Origin of the sequence: Streptomyces sp. NPDC102274 (assembly GCF_044766385.1) — a bacterium.
GTDB lineage: Bacteria > Actinomycetota > Actinomycetes > Streptomycetales > Streptomycetaceae > Streptomyces.
Genome location: NZ_JBIWLW010000040.1, coordinates 35,406 through 53,683, shown reverse-complemented (window position 1 = coordinate 53,683; position 18,278 = coordinate 35,406). Strand labels below are relative to the sequence as shown.

The following is an 18,278-nucleotide window of genomic DNA, read 5'->3' as shown; positions in this document are numbered from 1 at the left end:
TCAGCGGATGATCGATCAACATGCGGGCGACAGCCTGTCCGTCATGGCGAGACCATGTCAATGGCGCATACATGCCAATGGCATGCGTGGGATGGGTGAGCGTGCCGGCGTCGGCGGCATGTTCACGGCGGACGCCGCGAGCGCGCGTGCCGGACGCCGCGTCTGACGCCGCGTCTGACGTCGTGCACCCGCCGGGGATTACGGGACAGCCCCTAGATCACGCGGAAGAGGTCGGCGGCGGCGTGGACGTCGGTGAGGTCCTCGATGGAGCGGAGGTTGTCGCACAGGGCGTCCAGGACCGAGCCGGCTTCGGCGGCGCGCGGGGTGCCGACGGCCACGCCGAAGACGCGGAAACCCAGCCGGTGCTTGGCGTCGTTCCAGCCGCGCATCCATTCCTCGGTGACGCCGCATTCGTCGTCGGTGATCATCACGATGTCGCCACGCGTGCTGGCGGCGTCGTTGAACTCCTCCTCCAGCACGTCGCCGGCTGCTGTCAGGGGCGTCTGATAGCTGGTGCCGCCGCCGAGGAAGGTCTCCGCGAAGCCGAGCACCTGGGCGATGCCGGCGGGCGGGCCGGCCGGGAAGCGGAAGACCTGGATCTTGTCGGCGGCGGAGAACAGGATGCCGACGAAGTCGCGCTTGGCGTGGCGGGCCTGATCCAGCAGCGCCAGGGCGCACGCCTTGGCCCACGCCTCCCGGGTGACTCCGCCGGGCCCCGCCTCGTACATGGAGTGCGAGGTGTCCACGCACGCGATGATCGCGCCCTGGCCGGTGGTCTGCTCTCCCTGGCTGTCGTAGAGCATCAGCTCCCCGGCGGCGTAGCGCGCGGCGAACACCGCACGCAGCTCGGGCAGGCCGAGGTTGGCCAACTCGGAGGGGATGACGCGGGTGAGGTCATCGCCGAGCGTGACGCCGACCAGCTCACCGGCGGCGTTCTCCACCTTGCGGGCGCGCTCACCGCTGGCCATCTGCCGGAAACGGCCGATCAGCTCGGCCCACTGTGCGAGACGGCCGGTGCGCAGCCGCTCGGCGAGCCGGGCGCGCTGGTCGAACGGCTTCCGCTCCAACTCGCCGGGAGCGACACCCCATGCCCGCATCAGCGCGGCCTCCTTTCGCGCGCCCTCGGCGGCCTTCGCCGCCGCGTTCCGCGCGGCGGCACGGATGCCGGGGGCCGCCGCCGCGAGGGCCTGCGCGGCGTCCCGGGCGGCCTGCCGCGCTGCGGCCTCGGCGGCCTCGACCGCTTCCGTCGCCAGTTGTACGGCCTCGGCGGCCGGTGCGGGCACGGTGCCGTACTCGTCGGCCTCGTCGGCGGCCTGCTGGAGCGCCGCGCCCACGGCGTGCGCCGCGCCTTCGGCGTCCTGCCGGGCCTTCTTCGCATGCTCGGCCTGTTCCCGGACACCCCGGGAGCGCTCCAGCATCGGGCGCAGCGCGGCGGCCTGGGCGAGCACGGCCATGGCGGCGGCGTAGGGGTCGCCGGCCGTCTCCCGGTGCAGCTCGGCGAACTCCACCGACTCCACCAGCGAGGTGACGACCCGGTGGTTGACCAGCCGGGAGGGGTCCATCTCCGCGCGCTCGCGCAACCGCGGGCTGACCTTGTAGGCGGCCAGGAATGCGTCGGTCAGGAGGTCGGTGGTGTAGTCGTAGCGCTCGTTCAACTCCGCGGCCAGCTCGCGCAGCCCGGCCGACTGCTCGTAGGTGTCGCGCCATGCGATCTGTTCGAACCGGTCCGCGACCACGACCGCGGTGTGCCGCTCGGGAGCGACGGCGGACAGGCCCAGCCACTTCCCGGCCCGGCTCGCCAGCTCGTTGAGCTTGCTCGGTGTGTTGGCCATAGGCCTGATCCCCCCGGTGTTCAGAGCTGGGCCTGCACCATGCTCGCGTCCGCACCGAGGGCCTCGGCGAGAACGCGGGCGCGGACGGCGCGCTGGCGGCCGGTGACTCGGTCGATGGCGGCGGTGGAGCGGCCGGCGGCCGCCGCCTCCTCGCGCAGCCTCTCCAGCCGCTTCCCCGCCATCGCGAGCTTGTTGTGGGCCTTCTTGATGACCCACTCGCTCAGCGCCTCGCGGGACTGCCCGGCCATGGCGTCGAGCTGGGCCCCCAGTTCCTCGATGGCGTCGGCCAGGTCGAGCGCCTCCTTCGCGTCGGGGTTGACCAGTTGCAGTACCTCGCGCTCGACGGTCGGGCGCTCGGCGGGGGAGTCCCACAGCACGTGAGTCAGGACCGAGAGGTCGGTCTCGGCGACCTCCGGGCGGCCGTCGAGATACGCGGATGCCTGGAGCAGACCCACCGCCTGCCGCCAGCGGCGGTCAGAGGCGACGAGTTCCTTGCGGCGCAGGGCGGCCCGCAGCGTGCACACCGCGTCCACGATCACGTCGGGGACGTCCACGGCCGGGACGGCTTCGGTCACGGCGTGTTGCAACGCGGCCAGTTCGATGGTGGTCCGGGTCGGTGCCACCGGGCGGTTGACGGCGGAGCGGACCAGCGCGGCGAAGTTCGAGGGGTCCGCCAGGTACCCGACCTCGATCCGCACCAGCAGCCGGTCGTAGATCGCGGCCGAATCCTCTCCGCTGGGCAGTTCGTTGCTCGCCGTGATGGCCCCGATCAGGCGGCAGCGGATCGGCTCGCCGCCGCTCTCGGGGTGGTAGATCCGCTCGTTGAGGTAGCCCAGCGTCTCGTTCAGCGCCGCCGTGGAGCACTTGAATATCTCGTCGATGAACGCGACATGCGCGGTCGTGGCGCGGCCGTCGTAGACCTGACGGTACTCACCCCGGGCCAGCGCGGCGACGTCGATGGGGCCGAACATCCTCGTCGGCGCGGTGAACTTCGACAGGAGGATCTCCCAGTAGGCCGCCCCTTCGACCCTGCCCGTGAGCTCCCGGGCCATTTCGGACTTCGCCGTTCCGGGTGGGCCGAGCACCAACGAGTGCTGCCCGGCCAGCAGCGTCACCATCAGCGTCCGCACCACGTCGGCCCGCTCGTAGAATCGGTCCGACACCTCGTCGCTGATCGCCCGCAGCCTCTTCGCCGTGTCCTGCGCGTCCTGTGCGCCCATGGCCAACTCCATTCCTGTGACGCTCTGTTGGGCTGAACGAGACGGCCCTCCCCTCGAAGCCACGACGAAGTGACACGTAGCAGAGGTGATAGCGGTGACGCCGAGCTGTTCCCAGAAACGGCCCTTTGCCCGAGCAAGATAACGCGGAGACCGGGAAGATCCTCCGGGCCCTCGATCGGTGCGCACCACTCGTTCTCACGCACAAGCGGGTCGTCGTCAGCGGGTTCCCGCCTCGGCGCGCGCGTAGAACGCGGCGAGTTCGTGGGGGTTCTTGGTGTAGACGTCGATCTCGCGCACCGTGCCGTCCTCGACCCGGTGGATCTCGACCATGGTCAGCGGGAACTCCTCACCGGTGGTGTGGGCCGTGAGCGTTCCGGTGAGCGTTCCGATGACGCCGGCCGGGCCCTCGAACACCTCGGCATCGGTGATGGCGACGTCGGCGTAGCCCATCATCGCGCCCAGGATCGATCGCACGAACACCTCGCGGCCCCGGTGCACGCCGCCGTAGGGGAGCTGGTTCGGCTCGTCGACGATCACCTCGGGGTCGAGCCTGGCCAGGACACCCGGCACGTCGCCCTTGCTCAGCGCGTCATACAGCCCTCGCACGACATCCGAGGGGCTCTCCGTCACCGTCTCGATCCGGTTGCTCATCTTGTGTGCCCTTTCAGTCCTGTTCAGGTACTCGAGCCCTCATGTGGAACTCGGTACGGGAAAGATCGGCCGGCCGGGGCGCGTACGACCTCGCACCGGTCGGGCCCCGGGTGATCGGGGCACGCACCATGCAACGGGAGACGGCCGTGACGAGGGAGTCCTCGCTGTGAGGGGTACTGGCAGGGTCACCCACCCGTCGCGCGGCCTGTCTACCCTGTCCTCATGGACAACCGGGAGGCAGTCAGCGCTTTCCTTCGCTCCCGACGCGACAAGATCACCCCCGAGCGGGCGGGTCTGCCGGCGTACGGTCAGCGGCGGGTGCCCGGACTGCGCAGGGGCGAGGTCGCCACGCTCGCCGGGGTGAGCGTCGAGTACTACACGCGCCTGGAGCGCGGCAACCTCAGAGGTGTCTCCGACAGCGTGCTGGGCGCCCTCGCCCAGGCCCTGCGGCTGGACGACACCGAGCGCATGTACCTGTACGACCTCGCCCGCGCCGCGGGACCGGCGCCCGAGGCGCGGGCACGGCAGCGGAAGGTTCTGCCGAAGGTGCGGCCGAGCGTGGCGCGGATCATCGAGGGGATGCCGGAGCTGCCGGCGTACGTGATGAACAACCGCCTCGACACGCTGGCCGCCAATCCGCTGGGCCGGGCGCTGTACTCGGACATGTACACCGACCCGACCTGCGGAGGGAACGTAGCCCGATTCGCGTTCTTCAACCCCGCGGCCAGGCGGTTCTACGCCGACTGGGAGCGCATGGCCCGCTTCGCCGTGGGCGCGTTGCGCATCGAGGCGGGGAAAAACCCCTACGACCGGGAACTGACGAACCTGATCGGTGAACTCTCCACCCGCAGTGACGCCTTCCGCGTGCTGTGGGGATCCCATGACGTGCATGTCTTCCGCGAGAGCACGAAACGCCTCAACCATCCGCTCGTCGGTGACCTGGAACTCGATCAGGAGACCATGAGCCTGCCGGACGAAAGCGGCCTGAGCCTGGTCGTCTACAGCGCGCGCCCTGGAACCGCCGCCGAGGACGGTCTGAAGCTGCTCGCCAGTTGGTCCGCCACGACCGGACAGGAGCGGGACACGGAAACCACGAGTGGATCGTCGCCCCGGCAGCCCTGACGGACGGCACAGGCCCGCCGAAGGTACGGACGGCACAGGCCCGCCGAAGGCGCTGACCACGGATGCGGTGCGGACGTCCGACGTGCTGATCACGATGGGCTGCCGAGATGCCTGCCCTACCGGGCCGGCGCCGAGACCATCTCCCGGCCGGCGGCCGGCGCGGGGGCGAGAAGCGGTGACCGCTTCTCGCCCCCGCGCCCTCTTCGGGCTGATGGTTGGCGGTCCGTGAGCTGTTCAGTGGGAGATCAGTAGGAGAACTGATGGATCTGCTCGTGGTACGGGCCGTACGTCCAGCCGGTGCGGGTCGACGGGTCCAGTTGGACGGAGTTCATCAGCCCCCCGTGGACCAGGCTGCCCCCGTGCCCACCGACCCGGAAGCCGCTCATCGTCCGTACCACGTCGCCGGTGGTGAGGTCGATGATCACCATCTGACCGGTGGCGTTGTTGTCCGGGACGAAGGCTGTTCCCGAGCCGATGTAGCTCGTGCCCTCCGGTGCCGTGAACGCCGCTACCGCGAACCGGTTCTTTCCGTCCACCACCATCCCCGCGGACGGGCCCCGCCGCACGGCGACCGAGTCGCGCGGCTCACCGGTCGCCACGTCGAGCGACCCGAGGACGCTGGTGGGCCGGATCTTGGTGCTGACCGCCGTGGCCGACAGGTTGTAGAGGGTGCCGGTGCCGTCGGACGAGAAGCAGTTGCTGCAGCCGGACATGGTTCCCGCGTACGTCACGTTCCGGGTGTCCGGATTCACCCGGGGCACCTTGACAGCGCCCAGGCAGATACCGATGGACGCGCCCTTCGCCAGGTAGACGTCGCCGGTCGAGGAGTCGATGTCCAGGAGGCTGTAACTTCCCTTCATGACGTCCGGCATCGGAGGGAATGGGTGCTCCGGTGGTGCCGTCGCCGAGGTCGACGGGAAGCACCAGGTCGGTCTTGTCCGCGAGCGCGCGGAGCAGCAGAGCGCCGCGGGCGCGGGTGGCGTCGACCCTCCCGACGACGAACTGGTAGTCCTTCGCGGCCAGTGCGGTCCGGCCGACGAGGGTGTCGGTGGCGGTGTTCCATGTCTCCACCTGTACGTCGGCGCCCGGCGCCGTCTGGTGCACCAGCAGGGCGCGGTCCGCGGCGGGAGCCACGCCGATGACCTCGTAGTCCGACGTGGCGCCGGTGTCCGAGGCCATGACCGCGCCGTAGACACCGGTCTCGGTGGAGTAGTGCCGGATCTCGACAGCACCCGGAAGGTGACGGCGATCTCACGGTCGGCGGCGGAGAGCACCGGAAGTCCCGCGGCGTCCAGCAGTTCGCCGGGGGGCACACGGATCGCCGGGGTGCTGGAGCGCCATGTCTTCGTGCCCACGGTGAGTGTGTACCGGGGGCTCGCACCGCTCGGGAGGCCGGTGACGTCGGCGGCGAAGGTGACCGGGCCCACCAGCCCCATGCCGTTGCCGCCCGAGGCCATGTCACCGAGGTCGACGCGGTTCTGGTCGGTCGTCTCCAGGAACTGGCCGCCGAGTGCCCCGACGGTGACGCGATGCGCGACCGACAGCCGTACGGCGGTGGTCCTGCCGCTCCGGTGCCCGAGGACCTCCTCGGTGGCGGCGGTGATGTCGATCTGCTTGCCGACGTTGAGCGTGCGGTCGATGGCGCCCTGTCCGTACTGTGGCTGCTTCCCTCGCCGTTATCCGCAATCCGCTCACTCGCGGGGGTGAAGGAGGAGTAATGACCCGTCGGGTCGCGACGCCAGCGCGCCTGGTGACACTGCTGGACCAGTTCGACTTCGGCTGCGAGCGCCTGCTCGGCCGGATCAACGGGCCGGTGGTGGACAGTGGCAACGGAGTCGAGGTCGTAGCGACCCCGATGACCGACGCGGAGTACCTCTGGGAGCCGGTGCCCGACTGCTGGTCCGTCCGCCGCCGCGTGGACGGGCCGGGAGCACGCGCCACCCTGCTGGTGGGGGCGGGCGACTGGGGCCGGGACTCGGCGGCCTCGCCGCATCCCGTGCCGCCGCCCTTCACCACCATCGCCTGGCGGCTGACCCACCTCGGCGAGATGCTGGCGGTCCGCGCCGACCACGCCCACGGCACCCACACCCTCACCAAGGACGACTTCCGGGTCAGCCCTGACGCCGCCGGGGCGATCGCGAGCTTCTCGGCCGCAGTCGCGGCCTGGCGCGAGGCCCTGCTCGCCGCCGACGACGCCGTGCTCGACAAGATCGGCCACTGCACATACCCGCACGGCGGCGACGCGGAGGAGCCGTTCATCGACGTCATCTGGTGGGTGAACCAGGAGCTCCTGCACCACGGAGCCGAGATCGCCCTGCTGCGCGACCTCTACCGGTACCAGTCGTAGGAGCGACGCGCAGGCGGTGGCGCTGAACGCGCTGCGGGCGCGTCGGCACAGCGTTTCGCCCCGGCGTGGCTTCGTCGATCTCCGGGGCGTGTCGCGGAAGTCCCGCCTGGCCGGCGGCGTCCTTCAGCAGCCGCTCCCCCCGCGGCACGAGCCCAGCCGCTCGACGTTGCCCGCATCGCCCACAGCCGCGCTGCCGTGGGACGACCGGCGCGCGTCCGACGACGCGGCGCGGGGCTGGATCGCGGCCATCGAACCCCCGGTCATCCGGGACGGCGCGGGCAATGTGGTCTGGGATCTCCATGCGTACTCGTTCGTCGACGGGGAGGCACCACCGACCGTCCATCCCAGTCTGTGGCGACTGGCCCGGCTCAACCGTCACCACGGCCTGTTCCAGGTCACGGAGGGCGTCTATCAGGTCCGCGGGTACGACGCCGCGAACATGACCGTGATCCTCGGCGAGCGGGGCTACGTGGTCGTCGACCCGCTCACCTGTGTCGAGACCTCCGCCGCCGCGCTGCGACTGGTCCGCGAACAGCTCGGCGACCGCCCGGTCACCGCGGTCGTGTACACGCACTGCCACATCGAACACTTCGGCGGGGTCAAGGGAGCGGTCGACGAGGCGGACGTGCGGGACGGACGTGTCCCCGTGGTCGCCCCCGCCGGCTTCTACGAGCACGCCGTGAGCGAGAACGTCTCCGCCGGCGTCGCAATGAGCCGCAGGGCCGGTTTCATGTTCGGCGGCCGACTGCCGCGCAACGCCCGCGGGCACGTGATGAACGGCATCTGCGCCGGTGTGGCGACCGGCACGAGCACACTGATCCGGCCGACCCACGACGTACGCCGGACCGGCGAGGAACTCGTACTCGACGGCGTCCGGTTCGTCTTCCAATTCGTGCCCGACACCGAGGCGCCCGCCGAGATGAACTTCCATCTCCCACAGCGGCGGGCGCTGTGCATGGCCGAGACGGTCTCCCACCAGATGCACAACCTGTACACGCTGCGGGGCGCACCCGTCCGAAACGCCATCGCGTGGAGTGCCGCGATCGACGAAGCGCTGCGGCTGTTCGGGGAGTCGGACGTCATGTTCATCGGCCATCAATGGCCGCTCTGGGGCGGAGACCGGATCGCCGAGCTGCTCGGGATGCACCGCGACCTCTACCGCTATCTCCACGACGAGACCCTGCGCCTGGCCAACCACGGTTACGCGCCCGACGAGGTCGCCGAGCTGGTCGAACTGCCCGAGCCGCTGGCGTCCCTCTGGGCCAACCGCGGCTGTTACGGCTCGACGCGCCACAACGCGAGGGCCGTCTACCAGCGCTACCTGGGGTGGTTCGACGGCAACCCGGCGAACCTCGACCCCCTGCCGCCCGCGCAGGCCGGCCGGCGCTATGTCGAGCTGATGGGCGGCGTCGACGCGGTCGTCGCACACGCACGCACCGCCCATGGGTCAGGGGAGGACAGGTGGGCGGCCGAGCTGCTCAAACACGCGCTCGCCGCCGCCCCGTGACACCGGCCCGCACGTCTGGAGGCCGATGTCTTCGAACAGCTCGGTTACCAGGCCGAGAGCTCGGCCTGGCGCAACTTCCTTCTCACCGGAGCCCTTGAGCTGCGCCACGGGTTCACCGGCGAGCGGTCGTTCAGCAACGCCGGCCCCGACCTCCTCGCCGGGACGACCACCGACATGCTGCTCGACTACATGGCCATCCGCCTCAACGGCCCCCACGCGTCGCCGCTCCGGCTCCGTGTCGGTCTTGAGGTCACCGACGACCGGTCCGACGCGACCGTGGAGCGCTTCCTGCTGGTCATCGAGAACGGCGTCCTGCGGTACACGCCGCCGTTCACAGAGGCGCCGGAGACCACCCTGCGTGTCACGCGTACCGCCTTGGCCGCCCTCGCCCATGGCACGGCGACCCTCGACGCACTGGTCGAGAAGGGCGACGCCCGAGCGGATGGCGACCGGACGGTCCTCGACACGCTGCTCGGTCTGCTCGACACCTTCACAGCCGCTTTCGACGTTGTCGTCCCCAACCTCCGATGACGTCGTCCGGGCGCGCTTCGCCAGCGCGCCACGAGACCGTGGGCCGTCCGCCGGTCGACGGGACGACGGGGGCGGCTCGTCGGGCTCGTCGAGGGGTGACGAGTGCGGCCCCGGCCTCGTCGAGCGTGACCCGGCGCGGCCTTGAGCCGGCGCGGTCGAACCGGCGCGGTCGAACCGGCGTGGACGGCGCACGGCGGAGTGGACGCGCCGTGGTAACGCCCCGTTCGGACTCCGCGCGCCCTACCGATGGTCACGGGCCGAGGCAATGATGAGCAGACCGCAAGTGATCCAGACGCCTCCGCACCCCCGCCCCTGGCGGGCGGACATGCGGTGGAAGGAGCCCACGTTGTTGCTTCTCATCTCCCCGGACAGCGTCGAGGAGGCCCTCGACTGCGCGAAGGCTGCGGAGTACCTCGACATCGTCGATGTCAAGAAGCCCGACGAAGGCTCGCTCGGTGCGAACTACCCGTGGGTCATCAGGGAGATCCGCGAAGCCGTTCCGGCGGACAAGCCGGTGTCCGCCACCGTGGGAGACGTACCGTACAAGCCCGGCACGGTGGCCCAGGCGGCGCTCGGTGCGGCTGTCTCCGGGGCCACGTACATCAAGGTCGGCCTCTACGGATGCACGACGCCCGAACAGGCCATCGATGTCATGCGAGGGGTCGTCCGGGCGGTGAAGGACTATCGGCCGGACGCTTTCGTCGTCGCCTCGGGCTACGCCGACGCCCACCGGATCGGCTGCGTCAACCCGCTCGCACTGCCGGATATCGCCCTCCGCTCCGGTTCCGACGCGGCCATGCTCGACACCGCGATCAAGGACGGGACACGGCTGTTCGACCACGTTCCGCCGGACGTCTGCGAGGAGTTCGTCCGGCTGGCCCACGAGGCGGATCTGCTCGCCGCCCTCGCGGGCAGCGTCAAGGAGGGAGACCTCGGCGAACTGACCCGCATCGGCACGGACATCGTAGGGGTGCGAGGTGCGGTCTGCGAGGGGGGCGACCGCACCGCGGGAAGGATCCGGCCGCGGCTGGTGGCCGCCTTCCGGGCGGAGATGGACCGGCATGCCCAGGAGTACGCGGCTGCCGTCGCCGCGAGTTGACCGCCTTCATGCCGACACGTCAGCCCCGTCGCGCGCCCGGGGGCCGCGGCCGGTGCTTCGCCGTCCTCGATCCGGCAACGGGCGAGGCCTTCGACGACGCTCCCGACCAGCGGCCGGACGAGCTGGACGCCGTCGTCGACCGGGCCCACGAGGCCTGGCGCGGCTGGCGGGCCGACCGCGTCGCCCGCGCCACCGCGCTGCTCGCGGCAGCCGACGCCGTGGAGGCGGCCGGGGCCGAACTCGCTCCGCTGCTCACCCGTGAACAGGGCAAACCGCTGGCCGAGTCGTACGCGGAGGTCGCCCGCACGGCGGCCCGTCTGCGCTACTTCGCAGAGCTGGACCCCGGGTCCCGGCCGATCGCGGACGGACGGCCGGTACGCAGTGAGATCCGCTGGCGATCGCTCGGGCCCGTCGCCGCGATCGTCCCGTGGAACTTTCCCCTCCAGCTCGCGTCGGCGAAGTTCGCGCCGGCGCTCGCCGCGGGCAACACGATGGTGCTCAAGCCTTCCCCGTTCACCCCCCTGGCCACCCGGTTGCTGGGGTCTGTCCTCTCCACCGCCCTCCCCGAGGGCGTACTGACGATCGTCACCGGCCGCGAACCTCTCGGCGCCCGCCTCGCGTCCCATCCGGGGATACGCCATGTGACCTTCACCGGTTCGATTCCCACCGGACGGGCCGTCGCGGAGGGCGCGGCGGCCTCGCTCGCCCGGGTCACTCTGGAGCTGGGTGGCAACGACGCCGCCGTCCTGCTGGAGGACGTGGACGTGGAGCGGATCGCGGACCGGCTGTTCTGGGCGGCCTTCCGCAACTGCGGGCAGATCTGCATGGCGGTCAAGCGTGTCTACGCCCCGGCCCGGCTCCACGGCCAGGTGGTCGAGGCCCTCGCGCAGCGTGCGAAGAGCGTCGTCGTCGGAGCCGGGCTCGACCCGGACTCGCAGCTGGGGCCTGTCAACAACGCGCCCCAACTGGCCCGCGTCGAGCGCTACACGGCGCAGGCCCTGGCAGACGGCGCCCGCGCCGTGACCGGTGGCCACCGGCTGGACCGGCCGGGCTACTTCTTCGCCCCGACGATCCTGGCCGATGTCCCACCCGACAGCCCGGTGGTGACGGAGGAGCAATTCGGCCCGGTCCTGCCGGTGCTGCCGTACGGGAGCCTCGACGAAGCGATCGAGGCGGCCAACGACACCGGTTTCGGGCTGGGCGGCTCGGTATGGGGGACCGACCTCGACCGGGCCGAGGCGGTGGCCGACCGGCTGGAGTGCGGGACGGCATGGATCAACCACCATGCCGAACTGTCCCTCGCCCAGCCCTTCGCGGGCATCAAGGAGAGCGGTGTCGGTGTCGCGGGCGGACCGTGGGGGCTCTACGGGAACCTCAGACCGTTCGTCGTGCACCGTCCGGAGGAGGCGCGACCATGAGGTTCGGCGCGGCGGTACTGCGCTCGTACGAGAGCCGATTCGCCGTCGAGGAGGTGATGCTGGCCGAGGGGCCGGCCGACGGCGAGATCCTGGTCAGGATCGCGGGCTGCGGGATGTGCCGGACCGATCTCGTGGTCCGGCGTTCGGCGGGCCGCTCACCGCTGCCGGCGGTACTCGGCCACGAGGGGGCCGGGGTCGTGGTGGAGACGGGCGGCCCGGACACCGCTCTGAGCGTCGGTGACCATGTCGTGCTGAGCTTCGACTCCTGCGGACACTGCTGGAACTGCCTGGGCGCGGCTCCCGCCTACTGCGACTCCTTCGCCTCGCTCAACCTCTTCGGAGGACGCGGGGAGAACGCGGCGCGGTTCACCGACGCGGCCGGCGGCGTACTGGCTCCCCGGTGGTTCGGCCAGTCCTCGTTCGCCGAGTACGCGATGGTCCTGGCCCGTAACGCCGTCCGGGTCGACCCCGCACTGCCCATCGAACTGCTCGGACCGCTCGGCTGCGGGTTCCTCACCGGAGCCGGAGCGGTTCTGAACTCCTTCGGCGTCGGCCCCGGCGACACCGTCGCCGTGTTCGGCGCGGGAGCGGTGGGCCTGGCCGCGGTGATGGCTGCCACCGCCGCCGGGGCGGTGACCGTGGCCGTCGACCGGCACCCCGAACGGCTGGCCCTCGCCGAGCGGTTCCACGCGATCCCGTTGCACGCCGCCTCGGCCGGCCTGCCCGACCGTATCCGGCGACTGACCGACGGCGGCGCGCGGTACGCGCTGGACACCACGGGCTCCGCCCAGCTCATCAACGACGCACTGCGTGCCCTGCGCCCGACCGGCCACCTCGGCCTGGTGGCACGGCTCCACACCGCGCTGCCGCTCGAACCGGGGGGTCTGGACCGGGGCCGGAGGATCTCCCACATCTGCGAGGGGGACGCGGTGCCGGGACTGCTGATTCCGCGGCTGACCGGACTGTGGCAGGCCGGACGGTTTCCCTTCGACCAGCTGATCCGTACGTACCCGCTCGCGGACATCAACGAAGCCGAACGCGACTGCGACGCGGGCCGCGTGGTCAAACCCGTCCTGGTTCCGGAGGGGAGGAGCCGATGAGCGAGGCTTTCAACGCCGCTGCCTGTCTGATCGACTCCGACCGACCTCGATCGACCGCCGTCTGACGGACGGCCACGGACACCGGACGGCCGTGGCCGGTCCTCCCGCGAGGCTCGTCCGGTGCGTCCCGTCGGGGGGGACGCACCGGGCCGCCTGCAGCAGTGTTACGGGCGGGGCTTGTTCGCGAACACCCACCGGTTGCCCGCCAGCGCGTCGTTCTGCTCGGGCAGCGGGCCGCGTCCATGCCGGCGGGTGAAGTCGAAGGGGGTGTGGACCGATGTGGACCAGCCCTTGCCCGTCAGATCTCCCGCGGAGTCGGGCCGCGGCTCTCCGTCGAACAGGTTGAGCAGGTCGATGCCGATCTGGTGTTTCGTCGAGGTGTAGAGCGGGCTGTCGCGGTATTCCAGCAGGTCCTTTTCGAGTTTGACCTCGAACGCCAGAGCGCTTCCCCCTGTGCTCAACCGGTCCACCGTGTCGATGAGATACGTCTCGGCAGCGCTGGGCAGGTAGAACAGCAGCCCCTCGGCCAGCCAGACGCTCGGTGCGGCCGTGTCGAAGCCGGCGTCGATGAGCGCTCCGACCCAGTCGGCGCGCAGATCGATCGGGATCGGTACGCGCGCCGCCTTGGGGGTGGCCGACAGCCCGCCGAGCACCTTGTGCTTGAACGCCAGCACGCCTTTCCTGTCGATCTCGAAGATCACGCAGCCGGGTGGCCAATCGAGTCGGAATGCCCGCGCATCCAACCCTGCCCCGAGCAGGACCACTTGGCGGGCGCCCGCGTGCACCGACCGGAGGAGGAAGTCGTCGAGGACCCTCGTCCGCAGACCGAAGTAACGCGCGAATCGCCCCCACAGCGGGTTCGCGTCCCCGTCCGGAGCCTGTTGCACGCGGACCGGCCAGCCCGCGGACGCCGGTGCGGCGCGCACGAAGTGCTCCGCGTAGACGTCCCGTGCCAGGCTGTCGCGGCGGTGGGTCTCGATCGCCCGTGCCGCGGCGACCAGGAGAGCGGTCAGGCCGACACCCCCTTCCATGCCGTCCACACCGGTGTCCGGATGCGCTGTGCCGACCATGTGTCCTCCCTTAAGGCGGGTTGAGACCACGAACAGTGAGGAAAGTGAGGATGAGGAGAGGCGGATCCGCGGTGAACGTACGAGCCGGTTCCGGCCAGGTGCGGATTCGTGCCGACGACCCGGGTCGTCAACGTCGGCGCCGTTGCCGATGGCGTCGAGCGGAGAGGAAACGATTTTGATCCGATTGGTCGCCGCCGCACGTACAGGCCCGCGCCACCTTTCTTTTGGTCATGCTCTGCCGGGTGGCGCAAAAAGAATTCGGGAATGATCGGCCACCGCATTCCCGACCGGAATCCGAACCCGGACATCGCGCGGCGTCCTCACTATCCGGCCGACGATCGCCGCCCACATGAAAAAGCCAAGAGGGTTCACCTGAACAGGTGGATATCGCCCAAGTGGCCCCGGAGCGACCCGAAGTGTGCTGCGCCTCTATTCAGGACCTCGGCGTACTGCGGGGGTCGGTGTGCCCCCAGGCGCCGACTTCCTCCCCTTCGTCAACAGGTCTTCCCCGGCAGGCTGATCTACCGGCGACGCCTCAAGGGGGGTGATCCATGGCCGCGTTGCATGCCCATGGCGGTGACCTCACCTCACTGGGCGATGAATATTCATACATTTCAGCCTTCTGGGTGGTGAGTAAGCTGATTTCTCGACATATCAACTGGCCTCAAGCGTAATGGAGTTGCGTGTGTGCTGGTACTGCACGGCAGGCCCAGGCAGACGCATCCAGTTGAAGGGTCGTCCAAGGAAGGAGAAGAAACATGTCTGAGAACGACGAACTGTTCGAGGAGATGGCGCTGCCCAAGGCGGAGGAGACCTTTGCCGGGCACAGCTGTTTGTCTGCCGTCGCCGCGGCCGACACCGAAGTCGAGGACGAGTAAGTAGCGCCAGAAGCATCCTCCCGCCGCCCCATTGAGCGGGAGGATGCCCCCCTCTAACCCCTGAGGCTCCATCAAGAAGGCGGACCGCTTTGGACACACACGCTGCCTCCTCGCTCGCACCTCCGTCCGTTCCGCTCACGACCCGGCGCGATGTCCGGCTCGTCGCGCGCGGCGACCATCTCTACGTCTGCGCGAGCACCGGCATGCTGCGGCTGCCGCCCCCTCTGGTAGGCCCCCGGGAGGGCAGCGACGGGAATCTCCCTCTTGACGCGCTCCCTGAGCGGGTCGTCCGAGGGCTCCACTCCCGCGGCCTGGTCCACCAGGAGGGTGAGCGGGAGGCCCACCCGCTGTATGCCGCCGGTGGCGACGGGTTCGAGGATCACGTGGTGGCCGTCGCCGGCGGTGCTCTCGGGGAGGGCGTCTCGGCGCTGCTTCGAGGGGCCGGAGTGAGCATGGCCTCGGTCGAGGCCCCGCAGGTCGGAGCCGAGACCCCGGCCGTCGCGGTCCTTCCGCTGTCGTTGCCGGAGCCCGTGCTCCAGCGATGGACCCAGGTGTCGATGGACAGCGGCATCCCCCTTATCGTCTATCTGAGCACTCCGAAGCGACTGCTGTCCGCCGCTCTCACACCGCCCCACACTCCCTGCCCGGTGTGTCTCGTGCGCCGTATCCGCGCGAACCATGTCTGGCAGGCGGTGGCCGATCTGCCGCTCGACGTGCTGCTCGGGGCGGCCGACAGCGACGCGTGGCCCACCACCGCCATCGCGTCCGGGCTGCTGGCTCACGAGACCCTCAGGCTTCTCAGCGGCCGACCCGGACCGGGGCGGGCGACCCTCACCGAGTTCGACCACCAGGAGCTGGAGCGCACCCGGCACGCCCTGTTCCACACTCCCGGCTGTCCCGGCTGCTCCTCACGGGCCCGTGCGCCACGCCGGGACGAACCCGGCGACACCGACGTCCGCGCCTGCTGGGAGCGGATGCGCGGTGCCGTTGACCCACTGACCGGACTGGTGCTGGAACTCCGCGTGGACGACGGGGCCGGAGAAGAAGGCGACACGACGTACGCGCGCACCGCCGGGCGCACCACGACGAGCTGGTTCTCCCCGGTGGACGCCGAGGCACGTGGAGGGGCCGTCAAGAGCGATCCGGTCACCGCCCGGGTCTGTGCCGTGGGCGAGACAATGGAGCGCTACGCGGCCGGGGTCTATGGTCGCGACCAGCTTGTGCGAGCCTCTTTCACCGACCTTGGCGAAGAAGCCATCGACCCTCGTGACCTGCCATTGGGCTCGGCCAAGGAGTACGCCGACCACCCCCGCTACGGCCCCTTCGACCCGGACATCGAGATCGACTGGGTGCGTGGACACTCCTTGACGACGGGCAAGACGCGGTACGTACCGGCCTGCGCGGTCTATCTGCCCTACCGGTTCCCCAAGAGCCACCGGGCATGGTTCGACCCCATCTCCACCGGGCTGGCCGCGGGCAGCTGTTACGAACACGCGGTACTGGCCGGGCTGATGGAAATCGTCGAGCGGGACGCGAGTGTGGTGTTCTGGGAGAACCGCCTCACCCTGCCCAGCCTGGACCTGACGAGCTTGCCGGACGGAGTACCGCGTCGCATCGTCGACAAGCTCACCGCCGCTGGCGTGGCGGTCACGGGCAAGGACCTCACCACCGACCTCGGTATCCCGGCCTTCGCCATCCGCTGCCAGGAAAACACGGAGCGGCGGCCGGTGACCGTACACGCCGCCCGTGCGGACCTGGACCCTCACGCGGCCCTGCTCGGCGCCCTGGAGGAAGCATGTCTGGGCCGCGCCGGCGCCGCCACCTGGCAGAAAGAGCTCGACGCCGGTGCCCGCATCCCCGCCGCGGACGCCGCGCTGGACACGCTCAGAGACTTCAGCCTCTACTACTGGGACCACGATCGGGCACGGCACCTGGAGTTCTGGCACGACGGCCCCTCACGGCCCGTCCCGCCGCCCAGGCCCTCCCAAGGTTTCCGGGCGGACGTCGACGAAGCGGTTCGGCGTCTGGCGGCATGTGACTACGAGGCCATCAGCGTGGACATCACTCCCATCGACGTCGCCGAGTGCGGTGTGTCGGTCGTGCGCTCCCTGGTGCCGGGCCTGTGCCCCATCACCCTGCGCAGCGACTTCCACCGGCGGGGCGGCCCTCGCGTCTTCCGCGCACCGGTGGCCATGGGCGTTCGAGCCACCCCCCTCGGCGAGGATGATCTCAACCCCCTGCCGCTGCCCTTTCTGTGAGATTCCCCCGAGGCGCCGGACCCGCTCAGGCAAGGACCACATCGCATGGACACGCGCACGCTCTTCCGCCGTAACCCCGACCTGCTGCTGGAGTGGGACGACCACTCCGGTTCCGTTCTCGTCGACTCCCGCAGCGGCCGGAAATTCGTCGCCAAGCCCGAACTCGTCGACCTGCTGCAGCAACTCGACGGCGCCCTGACGGCGGATGAACTCAACGCGCGGTGGCCACACCGGACGGACGCCGACACGACCCGGACGCTACTCGAACGGCTGGCCGCCGCGGGCATCGTCCGCCATGACGACAAGGAGGGCGCCGCACCCGCCACCGACGGCCTCACACCGTACGAACGCGCCTGCCACGCGCAGGCCGGGCGCGGGCCTCTGCCCGGCGCGCAGCGCGGCACACCGCCCCCTGCCCGAATGTGTCACCCTGAGGCCACCGGGACCGTTCCCCTGCCGGACGCCCGAGACCTGCCGAGCCGCACGCTGGCGGAGGTGCTCGCCGAGCGGCGCAGCATCCGCGACTTCGCCGCCGACCCGCTGCCGATGAGGCTCCTCGCCGCGTTCCTGGACCGGTCCGCGCGGGTGCGCGGTTACCTGCCCCCGCGATCCTACGAGCAGACGCAGCGCCCCGCGCCATCCGGCGGCGCCCGGCACAGCCTGGAGATCTACTTGATCGCCCGCGATGTGGAGCGCCTGCCCCCCGGGGCTTACCACTACGACGCGTTCGAGCACGCGTTGCACCGGCTGTCCGACTGGAACGACGGCCTCGCCGCGCTCCAGCACCGGACCGTCACCCTCCCGGCGCTACTGAACGAGGCACCCCCAGCCGGGCTCTACCTCGCTTCCCGCGCGGACCGTACGGGCTGGAAGTACGCGGGGATGGCGCTGAGCATGATCTACCGCGACACCGGCTGCCTGCTGCAGACCATGTGCCTGACCGCCACCGATCTCGGCCTGGCGTCCTGCCCGACCGGACGGATGGAGGTGCCGGTAACGGCTCCCTTCCTCCAGTCGTACGACCACCAGCTCCTCCATGTCGGAAACCTGGCGCTGGGCCTACCCGACCCCTCTGCCACCACGACCGCTCCGACACGGGCTGACCTCCCGGCCGACTGACCGGCCGGCTCATTCGCAGATAGGAGAGCCACACTTCTGTTTCGCCTGGTCAGCGGCCCTGTGCAGCTCTCTGTGGATCTGCCTCGTCCCGGAGGTCTGCCCCGGACTGGACGTACGCGAGCGCCG

The 18,278-nt window shown here is 70.5% G+C and carries 15 protein-coding genes and 1 pseudogene; 11 read left to right on the top strand and 5 right to left on the bottom strand.

Annotated elements, in window-relative coordinates; translation table 11 throughout:
- Positions 1–212: 212 nt before the first annotated feature.
- From ACIRQP_RS35925 to ACIRQP_RS35915, 3 genes are all read right to left on the bottom strand, one after another.
- Positions 213–1,832 carry a VWA domain-containing protein gene (locus tag ACIRQP_RS35925; RefSeq protein WP_403898121.1) on the bottom strand — a complete coding sequence of 540 codons (1,620 nt, stop codon included), beginning with the start codon at positions 1,830–1,832 and terminating at the stop codon, positions 213–215.
- 20 nt (positions 1,833–1,852) lie between these two features.
- Complete coding sequence (locus ACIRQP_RS35920) at positions 1,853–3,052, bottom strand: AAA family ATPase (RefSeq protein ID WP_403898118.1); 1,200 nt, start codon at positions 3,050–3,052, stop codon at positions 1,853–1,855.
- Between the two features lie 216 nt (positions 3,053–3,268).
- Positions 3,269–3,703: a nuclear transport factor 2 family protein gene (locus ACIRQP_RS35915; protein ID WP_403898115.1), complete on the bottom strand. Its 435-nt coding sequence runs from the start codon at positions 3,701–3,703 to the stop codon at positions 3,269–3,271.
- A gap of 222 nt (positions 3,704–3,925) precedes the next feature.
- On the opposite strand from ACIRQP_RS35915, the gene ACIRQP_RS35910 reads away from it, so the two are divergent.
- Positions 3,926–4,825, top strand: coding sequence for a helix-turn-helix domain-containing protein (locus ACIRQP_RS35910; protein WP_403898112.1), 900 nt, complete (start codon positions 3,926–3,928; stop codon positions 4,823–4,825).
- Between the two features lie 245 nt (positions 4,826–5,070).
- On the opposite strand, the gene ACIRQP_RS35905 is transcribed toward ACIRQP_RS35910, so the two are convergent.
- Complete coding sequence (locus ACIRQP_RS35905; protein ID WP_403898109.1) at positions 5,071–5,685, bottom strand: hypothetical protein; 615 nt, start codon at positions 5,683–5,685, stop codon at positions 5,071–5,073.
- 669 nt (positions 5,686–6,354) lie between these two features.
- On the opposite strand from ACIRQP_RS35905, the gene ACIRQP_RS35900 reads away from it, so the two are divergent.
- The 7 genes and pseudogenes from ACIRQP_RS35900 to ACIRQP_RS35870 all read left to right on the top strand — a co-directional run bounded on the left by ACIRQP_RS35900 (position 6,355) and on the right by ACIRQP_RS35870 (position 12,827).
- The gene (locus tag ACIRQP_RS35900; RefSeq protein ID WP_403898106.1) at positions 6,355–6,543 is read left to right on the top strand and encodes a hypothetical protein; all 189 of its coding nucleotides are present in this window, start codon (positions 6,355–6,357) and stop codon (positions 6,541–6,543) included.
- A complete protein-coding gene (locus ACIRQP_RS35895) occupies positions 6,543–7,172 on the top strand; it encodes a DinB family protein (RefSeq protein WP_403898103.1) in 630 nt (209 codons plus the stop codon). The genes ACIRQP_RS35900 and ACIRQP_RS35895 overlap by 1 nt, the downstream gene beginning before the upstream one ends.
- Positions 7,173–7,611: 439 nt before the next feature.
- Positions 7,612–8,778 (top strand): annotated as a pseudogene (locus ACIRQP_RS35890) (alkyl/aryl-sulfatase); the annotation flags it as partial.
- Positions 8,779–9,210 (top strand): alkyl sulfatase C-terminal domain-containing protein, encoded by a 432-nt coding sequence (locus ACIRQP_RS35885; RefSeq protein ID WP_403898181.1) that lies wholly within the window; start codon positions 8,779–8,781, stop codon positions 9,208–9,210.
- Between the two features lie 325 nt (positions 9,211–9,535).
- Positions 9,536–10,309 (top strand): (5-formylfuran-3-yl)methyl phosphate synthase, encoded by a 774-nt coding sequence (locus ACIRQP_RS35880; RefSeq protein WP_403898178.1) that lies wholly within the window; start codon positions 9,536–9,538, stop codon positions 10,307–10,309.
- Positions 10,310–10,317: 8 nt separating this feature from the next.
- A complete protein-coding gene (locus tag ACIRQP_RS35875; RefSeq protein ID WP_403898100.1) occupies positions 10,318–11,727 on the top strand; it encodes an aldehyde dehydrogenase family protein in 1,410 nt (469 codons plus the stop codon).
- Positions 11,724–12,827: an NAD(P)-dependent alcohol dehydrogenase gene (locus tag ACIRQP_RS35870; protein WP_403898097.1), complete on the top strand. Its 1,104-nt coding sequence runs from the start codon at positions 11,724–11,726 to the stop codon at positions 12,825–12,827. Before ACIRQP_RS35875 ends, ACIRQP_RS35870 begins: the two co-directional genes overlap by 4 nt.
- A gap of 164 nt (positions 12,828–12,991) precedes the next feature.
- Here ACIRQP_RS35870 and ACIRQP_RS35865 read toward each other — a convergent pair whose 3' ends face one another.
- The gene (locus ACIRQP_RS35865) at positions 12,992–13,897 is read right to left on the bottom strand and encodes a class I SAM-dependent methyltransferase (RefSeq protein WP_403898094.1); all 906 of its coding nucleotides are present in this window, start codon (positions 13,895–13,897) and stop codon (positions 12,992–12,994) included.
- 758 nt (positions 13,898–14,655) lie between these two features.
- On the opposite strand from ACIRQP_RS35865, the gene ACIRQP_RS35860 reads away from it, so the two are divergent.
- The 3 genes from ACIRQP_RS35860 to ACIRQP_RS35850 all read left to right on the top strand — a co-directional run bounded on the left by ACIRQP_RS35860 (position 14,656) and on the right by ACIRQP_RS35850 (position 18,152).
- On the top strand, positions 14,656–14,775 hold the full coding sequence (locus ACIRQP_RS35860; RefSeq protein ID WP_383027812.1) for an azolemycin family RiPP peptide: 120 nt from the start codon (positions 14,656–14,658) through the stop codon (positions 14,773–14,775).
- An 89-nt stretch (positions 14,776–14,864) separates the two neighbouring features.
- Positions 14,865–17,033, top strand: coding sequence for a TOMM precursor leader peptide-binding protein (locus ACIRQP_RS35855; protein ID WP_403898091.1), 2,169 nt, complete (start codon positions 14,865–14,867; stop codon positions 17,031–17,033).
- Between the two features lie 45 nt (positions 17,034–17,078).
- Complete coding sequence (locus ACIRQP_RS35850) at positions 17,079–18,152, top strand: SagB/ThcOx family dehydrogenase (protein WP_403898088.1); 1,074 nt, start codon at positions 17,079–17,081, stop codon at positions 18,150–18,152.
- Positions 18,153–18,278: the final 126 nt, after the last annotated feature.

Excerpts from the sequence above, each read along its gene's own strand:
- ACIRQP_RS35925 (WP_403898121.1), bottom strand. The coding sequence starts at position 1,832 with ATGGCCAACACACCGAGCAAGCTCAACGAGCTGGCGAGCCGGGCCGGG.
- ACIRQP_RS35920 (WP_403898118.1), bottom strand. The coding sequence starts at position 3,052 with ATGGGCGCACAGGACGCGCAGGACACGGCGAAGAGGCTGCGGGCGATC.
- ACIRQP_RS35915 (WP_403898115.1), bottom strand. The coding sequence starts at position 3,703 with ATGAGCAACCGGATCGAGACGGTGACGGAGAGCCCCTCGGATGTCGTG.
- ACIRQP_RS35910 (WP_403898112.1), top strand. The coding sequence starts at position 3,926 with ATGGACAACCGGGAGGCAGTCAGCGCTTTCCTTCGCTCCCGACGCGAC.
- ACIRQP_RS35905 (WP_403898109.1), bottom strand. The coding sequence starts at position 5,685 with ATGAAGGGAAGTTACAGCCTCCTGGACATCGACTCCTCGACCGGCGAC.
- ACIRQP_RS35900 (WP_403898106.1), top strand. The coding sequence starts at position 6,355 with ATGCGCGACCGACAGCCGTACGGCGGTGGTCCTGCCGCTCCGGTGCCC.
- ACIRQP_RS35895 (WP_403898103.1), top strand. The coding sequence starts at position 6,543 with ATGACCCGTCGGGTCGCGACGCCAGCGCGCCTGGTGACACTGCTGGAC.
- ACIRQP_RS35880 (WP_403898178.1), top strand. The coding sequence starts at position 9,536 with ATGCGGTGGAAGGAGCCCACGTTGTTGCTTCTCATCTCCCCGGACAGC.
- ACIRQP_RS35875 (WP_403898100.1), top strand. The coding sequence starts at position 10,318 with ATGCCGACACGTCAGCCCCGTCGCGCGCCCGGGGGCCGCGGCCGGTGC.
- ACIRQP_RS35870 (WP_403898097.1), top strand. The coding sequence starts at position 11,724 with ATGAGGTTCGGCGCGGCGGTACTGCGCTCGTACGAGAGCCGATTCGCC.
- ACIRQP_RS35865 (WP_403898094.1), bottom strand. The coding sequence starts at position 13,897 with ATGGTCGGCACAGCGCATCCGGACACCGGTGTGGACGGCATGGAAGGG.
- ACIRQP_RS35860 (WP_383027812.1), top strand. The coding sequence starts at position 14,656 with ATGTCTGAGAACGACGAACTGTTCGAGGAGATGGCGCTGCCCAAGGCG.
- ACIRQP_RS35850 (WP_403898088.1), top strand. The coding sequence starts at position 17,079 with ATGGACACGCGCACGCTCTTCCGCCGTAACCCCGACCTGCTGCTGGAG.